Below are 19765 nucleotides of genomic sequence, written 5' to 3' on the forward strand. Positions count from 1 at the left end.
AGGTGTACTATAGCCTGATTCATTCATCATACCATTATTTATCTCTTTTGTAAATGATTATCTAGACACGACCGGGTACGGAAACAAGTCAACCACACGCATGGTCTCCCCGCTTTCGTTGGTAAACACGACATGTTCTCTCCTAAGCTCAGTCGGACTCTCCAAGCCACATGCTGCCGCCAGCGAGAACAAGCCTTCCCTCAACTGCAAAATATAGTTCATGACACGCCACTGCTTTTCTGCCGGAACCAACGCCTCCTGGTACTTGGAATCCGTCGTAGTGACTCCTGTCGGACATTTGCCCGTATGGCATTGCATCGCCATGATGCAGCCAGTTGCAATCATGAAGCCCCGCGCGGAGTTGACGCAATCCGCTCCCAATGCCATGGCGATCGCTACTTTGTCAGGGGTAACGAGCTTGCCGGAAGCAAAAATCCTGATCCGGTCCCGTACGCCGAATTTCCTCATCGTATCATCGAGAATGATGAGCGCGGCGAAAAGCGGCAAGCCCATGCCATCTGCCATTGCCTTGAACATTGCGCCTGAACCGCCCTCAGAGCCATCTACCGTGATGAAATCCGGATAAATCGACAGCTCCACCATCTTCTCAAAAAACGGCTCCAATCGCTTCGGATCGCCGACGACGATTTTTACACCGACAGGCTTGCCCCCCGCCTCCTGCAAACTGCCGATGAATCGCAAGGCTTCCTCAGGATTGGTGAGAAACTCGAAGCGGTTCGGTGAATTGACCGTTTGTCCCACTGGTACCAGCCTTGCTGCCGCGACTTTTTCTGTGACCTTGGAGCCCTCGAGGTGACCTCCGCGTATTTTGGCCCCTTGATGAAACTTCAGCTCGAACGCCTTGATGTTAGAAATGTTAGCCTTGTTCTTGAATTCTTCGATCGAAAACTTGCCCTTGTCATCACGAAAGCCGAACATCCCCGGCCCGATTTGCGAAATGATATCCGCGTCTGTCGAGAGGTGAACTTCTGCGACGCCACCCTCTCCTGTATTGATCCAAGAGCCGCCTGCCATACGTGCCCCATGCCCTGTGGACATGATATAGTTCTCTCCCACAGCCCCAAAGGAGGTAGCCGAAGCACCAAACATCCCTTTCAGCCGCCAAGGCTGCCTTCTGTTTTCTCCTACGACAATGACGTCCTCGTCATGCAACAACCACGGCTTTACCTCTTGTTCCTCGATAAATTTTTCCCTTCTCGTGAACAGCCCTTCGTGGGTAATCTCGTATTTTCTGCCAGGGACGACTTTTTCATTATCAATACGCAGTTCACTCGTCAGCTTCGGGAACATCGCATTGGACAAATAGAAGCCAGGCTTCTCATAATCACGTTTACTTCCGAACGAGATCAGGTCCGTCCGGTATTTTGACGCATACATGAGGCCCACGAAGTCAGCTCTGGAGAACGGCCTACCGTCTGTATCATCGTCAAACCAATACTGGCGAAGCTCAGGCCCGAGCTTTTCCAGCAAATAACGCATCCACCCCAAAAACGGATGGGACCGAATAATGGAGTGCTTCGGCTGTTTAGACAGAGCATACATGTAACCCAAAAATACAATGGGTGGTAAAAGAATGATGAAGATAATGACGCACAACAGAGTAGGTACCACTTGTGCTTACCCTCCCCAAACACAAAATTCTAGTAAATCATGTCAAGGATAGGATGCAACAAGTTCTCTGTTTTTAATCGTATTTCTCATCCTCCTCCCGTATTTGCCCATCTACGATCAATTCCAGCTCGGTTTCAAAATTCAGCATGATCTCTACAGGCAGCTGTTCTGCAACCTCTGCCATGTCCGGAAGAAGCAGCGCATCCTCTAGCGTATCAGGCTTCGTCTCCAGCTGATCGTACCACTCACGGATTTGCTCCATCATGCGGTAAAACGAAGCCTCAAACTGATTCGCATCGTCCTCCGCGTCGTCCTCGTGGCTCTTTTTCATCCGATCCCAATACTCCAGCGTCGTGCGCAGTGCTTTCTCTATGTTTGTATCCATTTATCGTCTCTCCTTTTCTTCTCTCCCATTTAGTATGACCGCTTTGATTACACAATGCCACCTCAGGTGTAAGCCTCTCGCACCCTTCCATTTTTTTAAAATCGTTGCGTTTTTTGACACGTTTTATAGCCCGGTTGAGTCATACGAAAATGAAAAGAGGCTGTTATCCTAAATGTAGCTAGCAGCCGATTATCGGCAAAAAACCAGAGAGCTCTCTAGTGGAATAGGGGAGGATGCACCCTGTCATTACGATGGAACAATCGAAAATTATCTCTCCCGCTACTTTTCGTCTCCGTCATTTGTATCGTTGCTCTACAGCTGCCTATCACAGCCAAGGCGACGCCTGCAGATTCTGACTCCTTGCAGGCGATGATTGATCAAGCACGCCCTAACGATACCGTTACCATCCCGTATGGTTTGTACAAAGGTCCTATCCGCATTACCAAGCCGATTCAATTGGTAGCCAATGATCCAGTGAAGATCATCAATCCGACCGAAGAGGAGGCAACGCTCACGATTGAAAGCGACAATGTGAGCGTGCAAGGAATCCATATCGTGGACAAGCGAATCAACAGTGACGTAGCCGCTCTTGTCATCCGTGGCGATCAAAACTTTCTGGAGAATGTCATTGTTGAAACAAAAGGGATCGGTATTCAATTACGCCAAGCAGACTACAACACGCTGCACAACGTTCAAGTCATCGGAAAAATTAAAGGCGATGGCAGTCCAACGACCAGTTCTGGACATAATCACGGAGCGCAGCCTGAAGTAAAGCCAAAGCAAACGGAAAAAGCGAAGCGAGGAAACGGAATTGACGTGCGTGAATCGCATCATAACCGTTTCATTAAAAATCAGGTAACGAATGTCGAAGATGGCTTTTACGTCGAAAATAGCGATCGAAACCATCTGGAACAAAATCTGGTGACGAGTTCGCGGTACGGCTATCACTTCATGGGCACCTCTGATACGACAGTCATCAACAACATTGGAATGGAAAATGTGACAGGCTCCCAGCTTATGGAGTCGCGCAAATTGACGGTTACCGGGAATCAATTTTTGAAACAGCAAAAAAATCCTGGTTCGCAAGGAATTCTTCTCATTACCGTACAAGATACACTGGTTGCAAACAACACGATTGAGGGAAACCGCGTTGGACTGTATTTAGAGCAATCATCCGGCATTACGGTCAAAAACAATTTACTCAGTCTCAACTTTATCGGTATGCAGTTTTTGTCTTCTTCTGACAACGTATTAACCGATAATCAATTTGTCTCCAACGTCATCCAAGCGCAAGCCCAGGATAGTCAGAACAACAACTTAAACAAAAACTACTGGGACAATCTGCAAGGACTCGATGTGAACGGGGATTCCCGCAGTGATTTACCGTACGAGATGAATCCTTTTTACCTAGGTTTGACCGACGCGGTTCCTGCCTACCAGCTGTTTTTCCAAGCTCCGGGATTCGTGTTTCTGGAAGGCTTGTTTACAAGTGGGGCAGGCTCAGCAATCAAGGACGCGTCTCCTTTAATGCAACCCTCGGACACCGTGCTAATGGAATCTGGGAAAACGAGCGGTTGGGGTGCAGGTATTCTTGGACTTATCTTGTTAATAGGAAGTTGTTCGATCATTTATATAGGAGTGAGAAAATCATGAACAAAATGACAAAATGGTGCACATCAATCGGAGCAATTATCGGAATTAGCCTACTTATGGTCGGCTGCGGAAGCGAAGAGCCGAAACCTGTAGATATCGCGGAAGGCGTAGACAAATGCGACCTTTGCAAAATGCATGTCCCTAACGATCACAATGCTACTGAAATCGTCTTAAAAGATGGAAAAGCACTGAAGTTCGATGATCTCGGCTGCTTGAACAACTGGACGAAAGAGAATGGAACCGATAACGTGGCTGTACAATTTGTCCGCGATTACTACACAGCAGAATGGACAAAAGCAGAGCAAGCGACTTACGCTTACGACAAAGACTTCAAAACACCAATGACATATGGCATCTATTCCTTCAAAGAGAAATCTGCTGCAGACAGCTTCGTTCAGGAACAAAAGAAAGGCATTGTCATGAGTGCGGAAGAGTTGAAAAATCATAGCTGGGAAAATGGCATGAGCAAGCACATGAACAAAGACGGTCAGTCTTCCGAAGGGCAACATAGTGGCGGTCACGAAAGCAAACCAGCCGATCACGGAAGCAACAGCACTACCCCAACCACACATAACTAACAGAGGGAGTGGAGTCTTTGCACATCAATCTGATTGCCAAACGAGAAGTGAAGGTAGGCTTTCGGAATCCATGGTCCTACTCGTTTATGGCTCTGTTCTCCCTGTTTAGTTTGGGACTCTTGATCATCCAATCGCAGTCCTACATGAAGGGTTATACGTATACGACAGGTACCATGCTGAATCTGATTTTGTATTTGCTCCCACTGATGACGATGCTTCTCTCCTCTTTTTCCTTGACGGCGGAAAAAGAAGAGGGAAGTTGGCAGCTCCTCTCTACCTATGCCATGACAACCTCCTCCTTCTTGTTGGGGAAATACTTGGGACAAGCACTCGTATTAGTTGCAATTGTCGCCTTCGGGTATGGGTTGTCTGGTGTGGCTGGCATGCTGTTAGGAAAAAGCTTTGCATTTTCGACGCTCTTGTTTTTGCTTGCCTTTTCCATTTGTCTCATTCTGTTATTTTTAGGTCTAGCCATGCTGATTGGCGCCATCAGTAAAAACCGTTGGCAGGCTTTGACAATGGGAGTCAGCGTCTGGTTCTTCTATATTCTGGCATGGCCTACTTTGCTCATCTCTGTGCTCAGCTTCGTCCCTTATACATGGATCAAGCCTCTGCTTCAGCTTGCAACATTTCTCAACCCAGCGGAGTTTGTACGAATCTTTTCCGTTGCCAGATTAGGCGGTGGCTCGATCTTTGGACCTGAATACTACAAATGGGTGTACTGGGCCGACTCCCCGCTTGGTGATCTCATCTTCGTCGCACTCAGTCTGCTCTGGATCAGTGCGACCCTGTTCATAGCCATCCGGGTATGGGAAAGAAGGTAATGCAATGAATATGTTAGGACTCACCATCGATCAGGTCACCAAGGAAATCAATGGGAAAACAATCGTCCACCCATTCAGTATGGACATTGCACCCGGTCAGGTCGTCGCGTTATGCGGCGGTAACGGTGCAGGAAAAAGTACGATCCTACGGATGCTGGTCGGTATTCTCCCGCCTACTTCCGGAACCATTCAGCTAAACGGGTTAAACTGGAACGATAATCGCGTAGAGTATCTTCAAGAAATCGGTTATATGCCGGATCACTTTACATTTTCTGCCGGACTTACTGCGAAAGAAACGCTCGAATTTTACGCTTCCCTGCGCAATCGCACCGCAGAAGAGGCGGATCGACTGCTGAAAATGGTGGGACTGCATGAAGTGAGAAACAAACGGGTGTCTCAGTTCTCCAAAGGCATGCAGCAGCGCCTCTTGTTTGCCCAAGCGATATTGGCAAAGCCTGCACTCGTCGTCCTCGATGAACCGACCAATGGACTCGATCCATATTGGATGGATGCCTTTGTCGATCTCGTACGGGAAGTAAAGCTCTCGGGTCAATCCGTTCTCTTTACGACACACCAGTTGCAGGTGGCAGATGCGGTGGCGGATCGAGCGATTTTCTTGATGAACGGGAAAATCGTGCGTGATGGGTCGATACAGGAGTACCAGCAGCAGTATGGGGCAATTGGTTTGTACGGTGCCTTTTCCGAGCTTGTTCATCAGGCAAAGGCATGAATAAGAAAACGCGGGAGATTAGATCGTTTTGATCGGCTCCCGCGTTTTTGCTATTTATAGCGCCTTTGCTTCCATATAAAAGACAGATAAAAACTTTTTCACGCTAATCCGGCACTTCGTCGTTTTTTCGCCCGCCTCCAGCTCTTGCATCCGTTGGCGAATTTCTTGAAAGTCAAACAGTCGTGGTGCAAAGTGTTCAAAGGTCGGGTTGGCATAGTCGGTCAACCCCAAGGAGGAAAGATGCGTAAAGGCTTGCAGGACCATCCGGCGAATCCGTTGTTCCATGGCACGCACCTCTTTAGTAATTCCATGCTCATCCAGGCTGGCATGCACCTTCAGTAGAATTTGTGTATACAGTTCCTTGAGCTGCAATTCGTGCAGCTTGTCTCCTTGTCGCTCATCCTGTACGAGCCATTCCATGATCAATAGCAAATCGGGAGCCCCGGCTTCACTTGCGATCCCTAGCTGCAAAAGCAGTTTTCTCGCTTTTTGTGCCAGAATATCCTGATCGGACGACTGACTTTTCAAGCCGCTGGTATGCGGTTCTTTTGCTTTGACATCCAAGATTTGCAATGATTTGCGGATGGTTTGCAGAGATGCTTCCAGCGACAAGTAATCCGATACCCGCTTCAGCACAGCCATGACTTCCAGGCGATTGATCGGTTTTTGAATAAAGGTATCAATCCCCTGCAAATAAGCCTCCCCGATCATTTCCTTGTTTTCCACCTGTGACACCATGATGAAACGACCCGCAAAGCCATCTGCCTGCAACTTTTTGATCGTTTGGATGCCATCGAGCCCCGGCATTAACAAGTCGATCAAAATAACATCGACCCCATACAGTTGATCAATCGATACGTGACTGCCGTCGCTGGCTTGCCCTACAATTTCACCCAACCCGCTGTCTTGAATAATCCTTTCGAGCATGCGGCGCACTACAGCATCGTCTTCAATTAAAAAGAAACGTATCATTGCTTACACTCCCTCCTTTCCGAGCAATTGGTCGGTCGGAATTTGTACTTCTAAGTGCGTCATTTGCTTCTGATCAGGTAAAATACGCAAGCTTCCTTGCAGGCTTTGGACAATTCCGCGGGCATGCGTCAATCCAATTCCGGTAGATGCATTTCCCTGTTCATCGTATTTGGTCGTATACCCGGGCTGAAACACCCATTCCTGCTCTTCTAGCGGGATTCCCGGACCACTATCAAGTACACTGAACACCAGATGACGATGAATCAGCTTCACATTCAGCTCAATCCGTCCCGACGTGGGAATCGCCTCTACCGCATTGGCTACCAGGTTGTTTAGCACGGAGAGCAGCGCATAGATTTGGCTGGTCGACAGGTTGATGTTACAGCTCCACTCTATTCGTATATCTTTTCCCAACATCTCTGCGTATTTCTGATTCGCGCGTGCAACCAACTCACACAGCTCTTTGATCGGCAGCTGTGGTGCTAGTCCCTCCTGATTAATCAGCTTGGAAATACCCGCCAGCATCCGCTGCGAATCTTTTTTCACCTCATGTACATTCTCGGCAATCGACAAGGCCGTCGGGGATTCCGCATGACCCGAGGTGAGCAGACGCCTGTAAAGCTGGTAGCTCTCTCGCGTGATTTCCTCCAGATGCGTCATCGATTTGCGCAAGTAAAAGGCTTCTTCATACAGCTCCGTATTGATCATCCGCAGACGCTCCAACTCCTGTTGACGCACCTCTCCCACTGCCCGTAACTGCCTGATTGAAAAGCTGTTGTACAAGCCGACAGCAAAAAAGCTGCGCAGGACCCCAAAAAAGAGAAGCATCAAAAAGCTTTGCCAGGTGATCGGCGGAAAATCAGTGAAATACTGTCGTACTTGGATCTCTACCACATTGGAGACGAAATCAATAGATGCACCTATCAGCCCCAACCATAAAGGAAATTCCCGATAGCTACGCGCACGGAGCAAATAAAACAGGACGGTAAAGCTGAAATAGAAAAAGGCTGAGGGAAGATGCGCAGCCACACTCTCCATGTACGGACGGTACGCAAAAAAGACATCCATTCCGACGCGAAATCCGAAGATAAACGTCCCTGTAAAAAATCCCGTCAACAATACAGGTACGGACGAAAACCACAACAACCCGAAAAAGAAAGCAGCGATGCCCAAGGAAAAACGAAACGACCCTCCTACGGGGTTTACCTTCATCTCTCCAAAAAAAGCAGTTGCCAGCATGATAATAAACAGGATCAAAAGGCGTTCTCGCATAGCTGCTCCTTTCGTACGGAAAAAGATCTCCTATTCTTATTTTACTAAGAATCGGAGATCTGCAAAGATAGAACGCTTAAGCGTGCTTGTTTTCCAGTCGCTTGGAGACGACTGACAACGCGTAGTTGACGACAAAGTACATCACTGCCACCATCAGGAAGGTCGGGATGACGTAGTTGACATTGCGTCCGTTGATGATTTGCGCATGGTTCATCAGCTCTGGCAATGCGATTACGACGGCCAGCGACGTATCCTTCAAGAGCGAAATGAATTGGCTCACAATCGGCGGAACCATTCTTCTGAGAGCCTGTGGCAGGACAACATTCCACAGTGTCTGGACATAATTCAAACCTGAAGAACGTGCAGCTTCAATTTGTCCTTTTTCGACCGAATTTAAACCGCTTCGCACGATTTCCGACAACATCGCTGCTTCGAAAATAACCAATGCCAGAACAGCGGCCCAAAACTTGTCCAGCTTGATTCCCACTTCCGGGAGAGCAAAATACGTAAAGAAAATAATCAACAAGAGCGGCAAATTGCGAATCAGCTCTACGATTGTCCCGAGAACTTGTGAGACTCCGGGAATTTTTGAGTAACGCAAAACCCCTACGATAATCGCAATAGTAAAGCTGAAGACAATTGACAAGAAAGCGACCTGCAAGGTGACCCAAAAGCCTTCGAGCAGGAAGGTCAAATGACTGGGCGTATAGGCTCCGATAAAGTCCATGATGTCCCCTCCTCCTTAGCGGCTTCCAGCCAAGCGTCGCTCCAAATAACTGACGAACGCGCTCAACGGAAGGGTCAGAATCAGATAGAAAACAGCTACAAAAATGTACACATCAAAGGTAACAAACGTATCAGCGGAGATCAGGTCTCCAAAGTACATCAGGTCAAGACCTGCAATCACACCTAATACAGAGGAGTTTTTTACGAGATTGATAAACTGGTTGCCCATCGGCGGGATCACGACCTTGATCGCTTGCGGCAAGATGATATAGCGCATCGTTTGTCCGTACGTCAATCCCGAAGAACGAGCGGCTTCTGTCTGTCCTTTTGGAATCGCCAGAATACCTGCGCGGATCGTCTCCGCGATAAATGCTGCCGTATACACCGTCAAGCCAAGCGTACCTGCAATGAAAGGCTCCAGCACGATACCAATTGCCGGTAAGCCCACAAAAAAGAGGAAAACGACGAGAATCAGCGGGATATTACGCACAAACTCTACGTAAACCGTAGCAATCCACTTGAGTGGTCGAATCGGAGAAATCCGAAAGATCGCAAAGAGCGTCCCCAGTGCAAAGCTCCCGACGAGAGCAAGCAGGCTCGCCTGCAAGGTGTTCCAAAAGCCTTTGAGATACATATCCATGTGATCAAACAAGATAGAAAAATCAATCATCTCTTATGCGATCCTCCTTGTGTGCAAAATTCTGTTAGGAATATAAGGGAATGAGCGGCAGAGTAAACCGCTCATTCTTTATGGAGTCGAACCGCATTATTTTTTAGGTTTTGTTCCGATCCATTTTTCATAAATCTTGTCGTATTCACCGTTTTCTTTCATTTCTTTCAGCACATCGTTCACGGTTTTCACGAATTCAGCGTCACCCTTGCTGATTGCAATACCGTATGGCTCTTCAGTGAAGGTCTCTTCTGTTACACGGTAGTTCGGATCTTGCTTCGCCATGCCGTACAAAAGAGCGTTATCAGTTGTCAGCGCGTCACCTTGACCAGCTTTGAGTGCTGTGAAGGCTTCCGCGTAGTTTTCGAATTCAAGTACTTCTACATCAGGAGCACTCGCTCTGATGTTTTTCGCAGAAGTAGAACCTTTTGCGGTCACGATCTTCATGCCTTTTTGCATGTCTTTCAGACCGTTGATTGAGGTGTCCTTTTTCACCAAGAAAGATTGACCTGCCAGGAAGTATACGTCAGAGAAGTCTACTTCTTTTTTGCGGTCTTCTGTAATGGTCATCGTTGCGATGATCGCGTCAATTTCACCGTTTTTCAGCATCGGGATACGCGTTTTGGAGGTTACTTCCTTCAGCTCGATTTTGTTTTCGTCCCCGAGCACTTTCTTCGCAATTGCCTTCGCAATATCGATATCGAAGCCTTCTACGTTTCCGGTTGCCGGGTCTTTCAAGCCGAACAGGTTCAGGTCGTACTTAACTCCGACTACGAATTTGTCTCTTTCTTTGATTTTTGCCAATGTGCCTGTACCTGCTGCAGATGGTGTACCTTTTGCGCCGCCTTCTGTTGTACTACCCCCACCACAGCCTGCCAACGCAGTCGCGCTCAGCATCAGAACGAGACCCATCCCTGCTACCTTTTTCCAAAGCTTGTTTGCTTTCATCTGAATACCCCTTTTCTCTATCGTTTTATTTTTTTAGTGATTCAAAATCCGACTCAAGAACAAACGCGCACGCTCTTCACGCGGATTTGCGAAAAACTCCTCTGGTGTAGAATCTTCAAGAATCGTTCCCTGATCCATAAACACGATGCGATCTGCCACTTCGCGGGCAAAGCCCATTTCGTGCGTCACGACCACCATCGTCATACCTTCCTTCGCCAGCTTCTTCATGACGTCGAGCACTTCGCCAATCGTCTCGGGGTCAAGTGCAGAGGTCGGCTCGTCAAACAACATGATTTTTGGTCGCATGGCCAGTCCGCGTGCGATCGCTACGCGTTGCTGTTGACCACCAGATAGTTGCGTTGGGAACATTTCTGCCTTTTCCGGAATCCCTACCTTTTCCAAATAGTAGAGAGCCGTTTCTTCGGCTTCCTTCTGCGATACGCCCAGTACCTTAGTTGGTGCCAGCGTAATGTTTTGCAATACGGTCTTGTGCGGGTATAGATTGAAGTGCTGGAACACCATGCCGATGTCCCGACGCAGCTTGTTGATATCGGTGTTTTTATCGTTCACTTTCACCCCGTCTACCACGAGTTCTCCGTTTGTAACCGTTTCCAATCTGTTGATGCAGCGAACCATCGTGCTTTTACCCGATCCTGACGGGCCAATGACCACGACGACTTCTCCCTGGTTGATGTGCAGGTTGATGTTCTTGAGGACGTGAAAGCTTCCGTAATGTTTATTTACTTGATGAAAACTAATCAACCTTAAATCCCCCCTTGCTCTATGTCTTATTTTGTATACTAATGTCGAACTACTCAAAACTACTGAAAAAGACAAAGAAAAGTTTTTTTGTTTAAAATTTTCTAATAAAACACAATAAAAAAACGAAGTGAACCTACCAAGCAAATGGGAGCCAATATATCATGTAAGACCTGAATGGAGGCCGGCCTATGAAAGAGGAACATGTAAAGCCTTGGCTCATCCGGATGCGCCAAGGAGAGGAAGAAGCTTTTCAAGAAGTCTATCGAGCAACTCGTACGTACGCCTACAACCTGATCTATTTTCTGGCGCCGCACAAACAGGATGTAGACGACATGATGAGTGAAGTGTACGTGGAGTTGATTCGAAGCATCGACAGGTACGATGTCGAGCAGCCCTTTATCCCATGGTTCAACGGATTGATTGTGCGGCAGGTTCGCAACTGGAATCGAAGCATTTGGCGAAGATTCCGCCTGCTGGAACGGGTAAAGGAAAAAGGCTACGAAGCACCTGTTGCAGGGATGGAGGATAAGCTGGGGGCGATCAGTGATGAGCTGGAGGTCATTCCCGCCGTAGAGAAATTATCCTTCAAGCTCAAGGAAATCGTCGTACTGCGTTACTATCAAAACTGTTCCTTGGAGGAAATTGCAGCGATTCTCCAAATCCCGCTCGGAACGGTGAAATCGAGACATCACTTGGCGATGAAAAAGTTGAGAGAGCATTTTGAGAATCGAATTAATCGTGAGGAGGTATCTTTTCATGTTCATTGAGCAAAAGTTGAGAAGAGAGTATGCACAGGCAGCAGGGAAGCTCCAGATTGATCCTTCACTGGACAGCAAAATCGAACGAGTAGCCAAAAATGAGTTGGCTGGCAAATGGCGTTTGCACAAAGGGATGCGCTTTCGCCCAAAGCTGGTACATGTTGCAGCAGCATTCGCCCTGCTCACTGGTTTTGGTTATGCGACACACACCTTGTTGTACAAAATTGATGAAGGCTCTGTCCGTATGGAAGTTCAAGCGCTTAAGGATTTTACATTGACACAAATCACGCCTGAAGAAATACGTTTGGAATTGGCAAACGTAGAGAACAAACTGACAACAGGCGAGACCGCCCTCGTCTATTTCGCAGCGCTGGAAAAAGAGAAACACCCTCTCTTTCAACAAAATCCCATGATCGGCATAGAAAAGCCGGATGTCGTGAAAGATTGGAAGGTATGGACTGCCGTCCTCAGTGCAGAAGCTTCTCTCTCACATGCCTTGCCACACGAGCTCCCTGACAGCTTTTCATTCCTTGAGGGCAAACAAGGTACCCCCTACGGTGTCATGATGGGTCAAGAAGGACAGCAGTGGCTGCATGAGCTTCAAAAAGAAAGCAAGGAAACAGGTAAAAATGTCGTATGGAAAGTCGTTCCACAAGCGACTTCTCCTATCGAAGCCTATACGAGCCTGTATGAGAACGAGCAAAAAGAACGTATCTTTGTCACAGTAGAGAAATTTCCGAAAGAACAGCTAGATGTACAATTGAGCACGCCAGAAACAACGAAATACGATGCAGTAACTGTCAGCGGAAAAAAAGCGCATTACACGAAAAACGACCAGTTCTTGTTTAGTGAATCCGGTCAGTATCAAGAGCTGTCTTGGTTGGATCAAGATGGAGAGCAACCGATTATGTATCGGGTAGCTACCGATTCGCCAACAGTTTCCAAAGAAATGCTGCTCCAGGCAGCAAAAGCAAGCCAGCAGTAACAATGCGAAAAGCCAGCCCTCTCTTGCTTTGCATCCGCAAAAGAGGACTGGCTGCTTTTTTGTTTTCGTCAAAATAGATTATCCCCGCAGGCGGTTCACCCAGAAGCCACCCTTCAAATGTTTCGGCTCAAAAGAGATCACGAATGCTTTTGGCGCAATCTCTTGAATGAGGTTCCACAGTTTTTTCTCGTTGCTGCGCTTCGTCAACACTTGCATCATGAGACGATGTCCGTCGCGTCCCTCTGCTACCCAGGAAGTAACGCCAAAGCCGTGTTCACGCAGCTTCACAGGAACCTCCAAGTCTACGGAATCCACAACAACTTGCAGCGTGACATAGCCCAAGGCCAAATACTCCTCGATCTTGCTGCCGATGAATACACCCATTCCCCAACCGATACAGTAGGCTGCGAGATTGATCGGATTGTCTAGGTTGTCCAGAACAATCTCCAACCCTTTCAAATACACGAATACTTCCACCATCGCCAATAGGGATGCCAACACCCGATAGCCCTTGATCACCATCAGTAGTCGCAGCGTAAAAAACGAAACGTACAAAATGTTGATCCCGATGATGATCAAAACAAACGCCAAACCCATTGCTCTCCTACCCCCACCCAGACCGGGTACCATGATGATTTTGTAATCGTGATAATCATATAATTGAAGGTATTTTTATAAAAGCGGTAAAGTTTGGTTGTTTTGATACAATTTCCGTGCGAACTCCTCCATCAATTCTCGCTTGGCCAACAGCGCAAGCATCCGTTGAGGCAAGCCCTCTACTCCGTAATAAGCACCTGCCAATTGACCGTAGACAGCTCCCGTCGTATCCGCATCATCACCGAGGTTTACCGCTAGGAACAGGCCTTCTTCAAAAGAACTACTGGAATAAAAAGCCCAAAGCGCCGCTTCAAGCGAATCGACGACATACCCCGATCCTTTGATCTCTTTTCTAGTTTTCTCTTTGTAGGAGCCATTCGCGACACGGGCGATATCAGGATCAAGCGGTTGCTTTTCCCATAGATCGGCTACAGGAGAGAACGAATCAGCAAGCAATTCCTCTTTGGAAATACCCTGTAGAGCCCCCAGGAGCAATGCCCCGAAAAAACGACAGCCGTCTACTGCCTTTGCCGTCGCGTGAGTGGTGCGAGAACTTTGCGCACAATATTCAATAGCGAGCGCCGGTTGATTGGCATAATAGAGCGCGACAGGTGCTAGTCTCATAATGGAGCCATTCCCTGCTGACATCGGATGATCCGATCCGCTGAATGGATTATTCGTCTGCTCAAAACGCCACAGCGCTTCTTTGGTGATATTCCCGATATCGAAGCAATGATCTTTGCAGCTCATATACCCATTTCGAAACCAGGCTACGTATCGGTTCATCTGATCAACCGGATCGAAGCCATTTTTCGTAATCAAGCTCTCAGCCAGGCACAGCGCCATCGACGTATCATCCGTCCATTCTCCTGGCTTTAAATCGAAAGGCCCTCCCCCGACCATTTCTGTAAGTGGTTCGAAGGTGCCTGGTTTGCGAAATTCTATAGTAGTGCCGAGTGCATCTCCAACAGCCAACCCTAGCAAACTTCCAGCATAGCGGTCACGCAGTTCCACACCTATCCACACCTTTTTCGGAATTATCAGTTCACATCAAACAAAGCATCTGGCAATCACATTTTGACCGACATATTGCTCGTTCAATTCATCCGTCGCTACCTTTTCTTCTGTGCTCGCAAGCGTGATAATCTGCGGCAAAACCAGCTTGTAACGGTCCTCCATCACGGTTTCAAGAAAGTACTGTTCCTTTTCGTCCCACAAAAGAATTCCTGCTAAAATTCTGGTCTCCACACAGATCCCCTCCATTTTTTTCTCTTTTGAATATGTACGAAAGACGGGTACAATGACCCGCCTTCTAGTGCCTTACGTAATTTGTAATGTGTATACTTACTGCTCTTTTTTCAGGCGTGCATCCAGAACAAAGTTGCCGAATGGCAGTAATGAAGCAATAAATGCCCCGATCACTTTCAAGAAGGACCACTTATTGGTCATTGTAACATGTGCCAACGCCAAAATATACAGGACAAAAAACAATCCATGAAGCGAGCCGGCAATTTTTACTGCGGCTGGATAATCCCAAAAATACTTAAGCGGCATAGCAATCCCGAGAAGTACTAAATACGAGATACCTTCGATCAGGCCGATGAGACGAAAGCGTCCGAGGGCAGAATTCATCATGTGCGGGTACCATCCTTGCCATTGAAATTACCACTATTATAAACGAAAAACTATCATAATGATGAAAATAGTCCAATGTTCATAATATATTCAAAATCAACGGCCCCAAGTTTCTTCTCGGATGCGTTCCATCCAGCGCATCTCTGCGTGCAAATGCTCAATGGCACCGATCAGAATCGTTCGTGCGCCCCAGCTAAGCCTCTCTCTTTTTTCCTCCTGGATTGATTCCAATAATCCAGCTAACCGTCTTACCTCCTGGATGTTACCTTCAAGCGCCTCATCCATTTTCTGTGGATCACCGTACGAAGCAAAAGTAAGAGCCGCGTAGATCGGATTGGTCAGCTGCATTGGTTTTTGCAGTTCTTCCAAGAGAAGCTGTTGGAATTGCTCTTCGCCTTTTGCCGTGATCCCATACATTGTCTTCTCTGGGCGGCTAGTCTCGCGAATGACTTCTTTGACCTCAATCATCCCGCTCTTTTCCAGTTGGTCGAAGGCATAGTAGAGGGAGCCTTTGGCGTATTTCATGTAGCAATCCATTCCCCTGGCCTTCACCTGCTGCTGAACCTCGTAGGGATGCTTCTCCCCTTCCATCAGCAATCCCAGAACAAGCAATTTTAGACTCATGACGATTCTCCTCTACCCGCGTTCCGGTTTCGGTGCGGAAGGCGATTTCCCCAGCGCCCGATCATTTCCCATCAGTAAAATGCACACGAGAGCAAGAACTGCAGGAATGAGCGCCCACATAAACGTATTCGCAATCGAAGAAGCGAGAATATCGATCATTTGATCCAAGACAGGAGCCGGAATGGATTCGCGCGCTTCTGGTGTCAAAATCGCTCGCGGGTCTGTAATGGCATTCGTCATCCCTTGACCCCCGAAGGCTGAGAACATGCCGTTTTCAAACGAATTACGTTGCAAGATACCAAACACGGTGATTCCCAATGTCATCCCCAATGAACGGGAAAAAGAGTTCGTCGAACTTGCCGATCCTCTTTGACGCATATCAAAGCCATGAATCGCTGAAATTCCCAAGGTGGAGAAAGAGAAGCCCACACCAAACCCTGCAATCACCATATAAAGCGTAACGATCGAACGAGGAATATCAGGCGTCAGTGTACTCAATAGGAAAATACCTGGTATGAAAAAGACTGCGGATAGAAGCATAATATTGCGGAAGCTGGTCTTCGTCGTCAAAAATCCGCCTAGCTGGCTACCAGCAACCGAACCGAGCATCATCGGTGTCAACAACAATCCTGCATTCGTCGCTGACCCGCCATATACCCCTTGGATAAAAATTGGCAGGTACACCGTAGCGATAATGAAAGCAGCTCCATACAACAGTGCAATCGCATTTGTCGCGGCAAATAACGGCTTCTTGAACATGGAGAACGAAATAATCGGATCAGATGCCCGCTTCTCGACAAATAGAAAAATCACAAACAACAAGAAAAAGGAAGAGAACAATCCAATAATCTGCATCGAATCCCACGCGTATTGATTGCCGCCCAGCTCCAGTGCAAACATCAGACTCACTACAGCACCCACCAGCGTAATCGCTCCCCACCAGTCAATGCTCTGCTTGCGGAATTCCAGCGACTCCTTGTAATACATCGAGATCAACCAGAGGGACATAGCACCAATCGGTACATTGATGTAAAAGATCCAATGCCAGCTGACATATTCGGTAATATACGCACCCAGCAAAGGTCCAAATACGCTGGACGTACCGAATACAGCTCCGAAAAGTCCCGTCATCTTTCCACGCTTCTCCGGCGGGAATACGTCAAAAATAATCGTGAAGGCAATCGGCATCAGCGCTCCGCCGCCAATCCCTTGAATCGCCCGATAAATACTCAACTCAACGATGCTGTTTGCCGTCCCGCATAAAATGGACCCTAACAAAAATACGATGAGACCAAATATGTAAAAACGTTTTCGCCCATACATATCGGAGAGTTTACCGAAGATCGGCATCCCTGCCATCGTAGCGACCATGTACGCTGATGTCACCCAAACAAACTTATCCATGCCGCCCATCTCACCGACAATCGTAGCCATCGCCGTCGCAACAATGGTATTGTCCATGGAAGCCATCAGGAGACCAAGCAGCAGCCCCGCTACTACCCTATTCACTTTACTTTCTCTTGCAATCATTGCTTCACCCTCCTGAGTGGTCAAATCAAAGTACTATACATTATTATATTCAAATTTGACTACTTATCGAAAAAAACTGCTCCTTTTCGCGGAGCAATTTTTCGCAATCTATTATCGCCCGAACGGTGACGGGCTGAATGGCGATGGCTGCTGGGCTTGATTGCCCTTCCACATTTTATACGCCGCTTCTGACATCGGCTCCACTGTCGGCTTAATCTCTCCAGTGAATGGATTCTTATCATAGGGCATGTTAAATGTCCGTGTCCCGTCGCTCTTACGCAGCAAAGAACCATCCGACAGCCTCACCCAACTACTTCCTGGTCCTCCATCGTCTACGACATAGAGGCCGTTATCATCCCAGGCCGGATACGTTGGCACCTTATTTGCCGGAGGACGTGCCGTCTGTTTCTTGACTGCTTTTGTCGCGGTTTTCGTCTTTTGTGTTTTCTTCTTCGGTGTGCTCGTTTTAGCAGCTGCTACTGCTTTTGTTTTTGGCTTCACTTCGCTTTGTTTCTGCGCTGACGCTGGTGCAGGAGCTGACACAGCCACAGGCTTTTCAACCGGATAGGCGGAAACATTTGCGTTGCGCGGACCTTGATTGGCCAAATCCATAGCAGGCATTGCAGTACCTGCTTTTTGCGAGACAGATGCTGCTTTTGTATCCGTTCGTCCATCTGTTTTTACTGCTTGAATCAGTGTCGGCCACAAATAGGCGTTGAAGCCTAGTAAAGCGACCATCAAGGAAATACCTACGATTTTTTTCATAATAAGGACTCCTATGACTGAATGATTATGGTAATAGAGCAATGACTTCTGGCCTATATCAAAAGTTTAGACGATTGGAAGAAAAAAGAAAACACCTTACATAAACAAACTCCTTCTCATGTTGATTTTGAGAAGGAGTTTGTTTTGAAGGAGATTCATTTCAAGGCAGCTTCTTGCTTCTGAGAATGTTGTTTGATTAGCTCAATGGTGTGATCAAGCAAGTTTTTGCCTCCCGTGTTCCCATGTCCAGGTACAACGGTTTCGACCTGTGGATATTTTTCGATTACCTTCTGAACGGAGTCATCCCATTGTTCTACATTGGCATCTGAAAGATTTCCGAGGTCCTTAGCATCTAATGATTTGACGAAGCATCCACCGAATAATATTTTGGATTGGGGAAGCCAAACGGTAATGTTATCACTCGAATGCCCTTCCCCAGGATAATAGGCTTCTAAGATGGTGTCGCCTACCTTTATTACGGGCTTTTCATCGAGTGTCGGATTGGGCGAAGGATATCCATATTCTTTCGCTAATTTTGCCGTCAAACGTGTACTGCGTACATCTATTTTTTGATGGAGTAACGCCCGGATACCTGAAATGCTGTCATCATGTGCATGCGTAATCAGAGCCAGAACAACGTCTTTCTTCCAATGCTTCTTAATCATCTGTAATAGCTCTTCCGTTTTTTGAGTGTCCCCCCATGCTGTATCAATCAGGACGACTCCTTTGGACGTAGAAACGATTAAGCCATTGTGGTCATAGGTTGTGCCATTCCATTCATTATAGGATGTATGTAACCATACTTTGTCATTTAATTTTGTTAACACAATGCTTTTCCCTGGATTGGTAATCTGAGTGGGAGTTGATGTTGTAACTTGGGCAATCGTCGTTTGATTAGAAAAAGATGTTAGAGTAACGGCGACTGTCAGGAACAAACTACATACTGCTTTCCCTATCCAACCCTTATGATTCTTCAAACGAATCTCACCTTTCTAACATGGACTTTGCTTTTCCCTGTTTTAAACATCTAAGCGATATCCATATCGCGGAATCGTCGTGATTTGCTGCCCGAAGCGCCGAAGCTTTTTCCTTAATCGATAGACGAGCGCATTGACTTCCACTCGTCCGACATCCGGGACATTACCCTCATGCAGCATTCGCTCTGGCCAGACTGTCAGCATAATTTCTTCAAAACTAACGGCCTGGTTCGCCTTTTGGTAGAGAAGCTTCAGCAAATCCATATCTTTTCCGGTCAAATGCAGTCTAGTCCCGTCGAGACGAACTTCTCTTCTCTCCAGATGAAACTCCAAACCTGGCAAAAGCGAATCGCTCTTTGGCTGCGTGAGAGGGAGCTCCACCGTATCATCCAGTCTATTGACCTCTCGTAAAAAGACGAGCTCTGCTATCCCTTTTGACAAGCTTATTTGATCGCCGTGACGAAGAATGTGAGACGAATAATGAAGGGGCGTCCCGTTTACTTCTGTGCCATGCTTGCTTTCCAGATCGATAATCTTGTAATCGTTCCCGATCCTTTGAAAGGCTGCATGCATTCTCGAAATGTACGGACTATTAAATGTAATGTCCAGTTGAAAGCTTGTCCCCTTCCGCCCAATTGTACAGCGATCCTTGGTGAGATATTTGCGCGTGGCAAATTGGTTGAGGTCCCCTTTTTTTACGAGTAAGTATGCACCGTTGTCTATCATCTGGTGATCACCTCAC

The 19765-nt window shown here is 47.3% G+C and carries 23 protein-coding genes; 6 read left to right on the forward strand and 17 right to left on the reverse strand.

What is annotated here, in order from left to right; translation table 11 throughout:
• Positions 1 to 57 precede the first annotated feature (57 nt).
• Together ACFVS2_RS23120 and ACFVS2_RS23125 are read right to left on the reverse strand one after the other, a co-directional pair.
• On the reverse strand, positions 58 to 1632 hold the full coding sequence (locus tag ACFVS2_RS23120; RefSeq protein WP_390238095.1) for a glutamate synthase-related protein: 1575 nt from the start codon (positions 1630 to 1632) through the stop codon (positions 58 to 60).
• A 73-nt stretch (positions 1633 to 1705) separates the two neighbouring features.
• The gene (locus ACFVS2_RS23125; protein WP_173620132.1) at positions 1706 to 2017 is read right to left on the reverse strand and encodes a hypothetical protein; all 312 of its coding nucleotides are present in this window, start codon (positions 2015 to 2017) and stop codon (positions 1706 to 1708) included.
• 360 nt (positions 2018 to 2377) lie between these two features.
• Here ACFVS2_RS23125 and ACFVS2_RS23130 point away from each other — a divergent pair, with 360 nt between their 5' ends.
• The 4 genes from ACFVS2_RS23130 to ACFVS2_RS23145 are packed head-to-tail and all read left to right on the forward strand — an operon-like array spanning position 2378 to position 5802.
• A complete protein-coding gene (locus ACFVS2_RS23130) occupies positions 2378 to 3670 on the forward strand; it encodes a right-handed parallel beta-helix repeat-containing protein (protein ID WP_173620133.1) in 1293 nt (430 codons plus the stop codon).
• Positions 3667 to 4248 carry a nitrous oxide reductase accessory protein NosL gene (locus ACFVS2_RS23135; protein WP_173620134.1) on the forward strand — a complete coding sequence of 194 codons (582 nt, stop codon included), beginning with the start codon at positions 3667 to 3669 and terminating at the stop codon, positions 4246 to 4248. The genes ACFVS2_RS23130 and ACFVS2_RS23135 overlap by 4 nt, the downstream gene beginning before the upstream one ends.
• Before the next feature lie 17 nt (positions 4249 to 4265).
• Positions 4266 to 5072 (forward strand): ABC transporter permease, encoded by an 807-nt coding sequence (locus ACFVS2_RS23140; protein ID WP_007715938.1) that lies wholly within the window; start codon positions 4266 to 4268, stop codon positions 5070 to 5072.
• Positions 5073 to 5076: 4 nt separating this feature from the next.
• On the forward strand, positions 5077 to 5802 hold the full coding sequence (locus ACFVS2_RS23145) for an ABC transporter ATP-binding protein (RefSeq protein WP_390238099.1): 726 nt from the start codon (positions 5077 to 5079) through the stop codon (positions 5800 to 5802).
• Between the two features lie 54 nt (positions 5803 to 5856).
• On the opposite strand, the gene ACFVS2_RS23150 is transcribed toward ACFVS2_RS23145, so the two are convergent.
• The 6 genes from ACFVS2_RS23150 to ACFVS2_RS23175 form a co-directional block, all read right to left on the reverse strand.
• Complete coding sequence (locus ACFVS2_RS23150) at positions 5857 to 6774, reverse strand: response regulator (protein WP_106778558.1); 918 nt, start codon at positions 6772 to 6774, stop codon at positions 5857 to 5859.
• Positions 6775 to 6777: 3 nt separating this feature from the next.
• Positions 6778 to 8046 carry a sensor histidine kinase gene (locus ACFVS2_RS23155; RefSeq protein WP_173620136.1) on the reverse strand — a complete coding sequence of 423 codons (1269 nt, stop codon included), beginning with the start codon at positions 8044 to 8046 and terminating at the stop codon, positions 6778 to 6780.
• 76 nt (positions 8047 to 8122) lie between these two features.
• Positions 8123 to 8773, reverse strand: a complete 651-nt coding sequence (locus ACFVS2_RS23160) for an amino acid ABC transporter permease (protein ID WP_390238101.1) — start codon at positions 8771 to 8773, stop codon at positions 8123 to 8125.
• Positions 8774 to 8788: 15 nt separating this feature from the next.
• Entirely contained in the window at positions 8789 to 9442 is a 654-nt protein-coding gene (locus tag ACFVS2_RS23165) for an amino acid ABC transporter permease (RefSeq protein WP_173620138.1), read from the reverse strand.
• Between the two features lie 96 nt (positions 9443 to 9538).
• Positions 9539 to 10390: a transporter substrate-binding domain-containing protein gene (locus ACFVS2_RS23170; protein WP_390238103.1), complete on the reverse strand. Its 852-nt coding sequence runs from the start codon at positions 10388 to 10390 to the stop codon at positions 9539 to 9541.
• A 33-nt stretch (positions 10391 to 10423) separates the two neighbouring features.
• Entirely contained in the window at positions 10424 to 11152 is a 729-nt protein-coding gene (locus ACFVS2_RS23175) for an amino acid ABC transporter ATP-binding protein (protein ID WP_390238105.1), read from the reverse strand.
• 188 nt (positions 11153 to 11340) lie between these two features.
• Here ACFVS2_RS23175 and ACFVS2_RS23180 point away from each other — a divergent pair, with 188 nt between their 5' ends.
• Together ACFVS2_RS23180 and ACFVS2_RS23185 are read left to right on the forward strand one after the other, a co-directional pair.
• On the forward strand, positions 11341 to 11919 hold the full coding sequence (locus tag ACFVS2_RS23180; protein WP_390238108.1) for a sigma-70 family RNA polymerase sigma factor: 579 nt from the start codon (positions 11341 to 11343) through the stop codon (positions 11917 to 11919).
• Positions 11909 to 12895: a hypothetical protein gene (locus tag ACFVS2_RS23185; RefSeq protein WP_390238109.1), complete on the forward strand. Its 987-nt coding sequence runs from the start codon at positions 11909 to 11911 to the stop codon at positions 12893 to 12895. Before ACFVS2_RS23180 ends, ACFVS2_RS23185 begins: the two co-directional genes overlap by 11 nt.
• A 78-nt stretch (positions 12896 to 12973) precedes the next feature.
• Here the strand turns inward: ACFVS2_RS23185 and ACFVS2_RS23190 are convergent, their stop codons facing one another.
• The 9 genes from ACFVS2_RS23190 to ACFVS2_RS23230 form a co-directional block, all read right to left on the reverse strand.
• Positions 12974 to 13492, reverse strand: coding sequence for a DUF2179 domain-containing protein (locus tag ACFVS2_RS23190; protein WP_390238111.1), 519 nt, complete (start codon positions 13490 to 13492; stop codon positions 12974 to 12976).
• A 75-nt stretch (positions 13493 to 13567) separates the two neighbouring features.
• Positions 13568 to 14506, reverse strand: coding sequence for an ADP-ribosylglycohydrolase family protein (locus ACFVS2_RS23195; protein ID WP_390238113.1), 939 nt, complete (start codon positions 14504 to 14506; stop codon positions 13568 to 13570).
• Positions 14507 to 14542: 36 nt separating this feature from the next.
• Positions 14543 to 14740, reverse strand: a complete 198-nt coding sequence (locus tag ACFVS2_RS23200; RefSeq protein ID WP_228088347.1) for a hypothetical protein — start codon at positions 14738 to 14740, stop codon at positions 14543 to 14545.
• A 96-nt stretch (positions 14741 to 14836) separates the two neighbouring features.
• Positions 14837 to 15127: a DUF3817 domain-containing protein gene (locus ACFVS2_RS23205; protein WP_007715976.1), complete on the reverse strand. Its 291-nt coding sequence runs from the start codon at positions 15125 to 15127 to the stop codon at positions 14837 to 14839.
• A gap of 96 nt (positions 15128 to 15223) precedes the next feature.
• Entirely contained in the window at positions 15224 to 15751 is a 528-nt protein-coding gene (locus tag ACFVS2_RS23210; RefSeq protein ID WP_390238115.1) for a PadR family transcriptional regulator, read from the reverse strand.
• Positions 15752 to 15763: 12 nt separating this feature from the next.
• Entirely contained in the window at positions 15764 to 17281 is a 1518-nt protein-coding gene (locus ACFVS2_RS23215) for an MDR family MFS transporter (protein WP_390238117.1), read from the reverse strand.
• Between the two features lie 111 nt (positions 17282 to 17392).
• Positions 17393 to 18046: a hypothetical protein gene (locus ACFVS2_RS23220; RefSeq protein ID WP_390238121.1), complete on the reverse strand. Its 654-nt coding sequence runs from the start codon at positions 18044 to 18046 to the stop codon at positions 17393 to 17395.
• A 155-nt stretch (positions 18047 to 18201) separates the two neighbouring features.
• The gene (gene bla, locus ACFVS2_RS23225) at positions 18202 to 19023 is read right to left on the reverse strand and encodes a subclass B1 metallo-beta-lactamase (protein ID WP_173620147.1); all 822 of its coding nucleotides are present in this window, start codon (positions 19021 to 19023) and stop codon (positions 18202 to 18204) included.
• Positions 19024 to 19065: 42 nt separating this feature from the next.
• Positions 19066 to 19749, reverse strand: coding sequence for an FHA domain-containing protein (locus tag ACFVS2_RS23230; RefSeq protein ID WP_173620148.1), 684 nt, complete (start codon positions 19747 to 19749; stop codon positions 19066 to 19068).
• Positions 19750 to 19765: the final 16 nt, after the last annotated feature.

Source organism: Brevibacillus sp. NPDC058079, assembly GCF_042885155.1.
Lineage (GTDB): Bacteria > Bacillota > Bacilli > Brevibacillales > Brevibacillaceae > Brevibacillus.

Coding starts and splice junctions, on each gene's coding strand:
- ACFVS2_RS23125 (WP_173620132.1), bottom strand. CDS start 2,017: ATGGATACAAACATAGAGAAAGCACTGCGCACGACGCTGGAGTATTGG.
- ACFVS2_RS23135 (WP_173620134.1), top strand. CDS start 3,667: ATGAACAAAATGACAAAATGGTGCACATCAATCGGAGCAATTATCGGA.
- ACFVS2_RS23145 (WP_390238099.1), top strand. CDS start 5,077: ATGAATATGTTAGGACTCACCATCGATCAGGTCACCAAGGAAATCAAT.
- ACFVS2_RS23150 (WP_106778558.1), bottom strand. CDS start 6,774: ATGATACGTTTCTTTTTAATTGAAGACGATGCTGTAGTGCGCCGCATG.
- ACFVS2_RS23155 (WP_173620136.1), bottom strand. CDS start 8,046: ATGCGAGAACGCCTTTTGATCCTGTTTATTATCATGCTGGCAACTGCT.
- ACFVS2_RS23160 (WP_390238101.1), bottom strand. CDS start 8,773: ATGGACTTTATCGGAGCCTATACGCCCAGTCATTTGACCTTCCTGCTC.
- ACFVS2_RS23165 (WP_173620138.1), bottom strand. CDS start 9,442: ATGATTGATTTTTCTATCTTGTTTGATCACATGGATATGTATCTCAAA.
- ACFVS2_RS23170 (WP_390238103.1), bottom strand. CDS start 10,390: ATGAAAGCAAACAAGCTTTGGAAAAAGGTAGCAGGGATGGGTCTCGTT.
- ACFVS2_RS23180 (WP_390238108.1), top strand. CDS start 11,341: ATGAAAGAGGAACATGTAAAGCCTTGGCTCATCCGGATGCGCCAAGGA.
- ACFVS2_RS23185 (WP_390238109.1), top strand. CDS start 11,909: ATGTTCATTGAGCAAAAGTTGAGAAGAGAGTATGCACAGGCAGCAGGG.
- ACFVS2_RS23190 (WP_390238111.1), bottom strand. CDS start 13,492: ATGGGTTTGGCGTTTGTTTTGATCATCATCGGGATCAACATTTTGTAC.
- ACFVS2_RS23205 (WP_007715976.1), bottom strand. CDS start 15,127: ATGATGAATTCTGCCCTCGGACGCTTTCGTCTCATCGGCCTGATCGAA.
- ACFVS2_RS23210 (WP_390238115.1), bottom strand. CDS start 15,751: ATGAGTCTAAAATTGCTTGTTCTGGGATTGCTGATGGAAGGGGAGAAG.
- ACFVS2_RS23215 (WP_390238117.1), bottom strand. CDS start 17,281: ATGATTGCAAGAGAAAGTAAAGTGAATAGGGTAGTAGCGGGGCTGCTG.
- ACFVS2_RS23220 (WP_390238121.1), bottom strand. CDS start 18,046: ATGAAAAAAATCGTAGGTATTTCCTTGATGGTCGCTTTACTAGGCTTC.
- ACFVS2_RS23230 (WP_173620148.1), bottom strand. CDS start 19,749: ATGATAGACAACGGTGCATACTTACTCGTAAAAAAAGGGGACCTCAAC.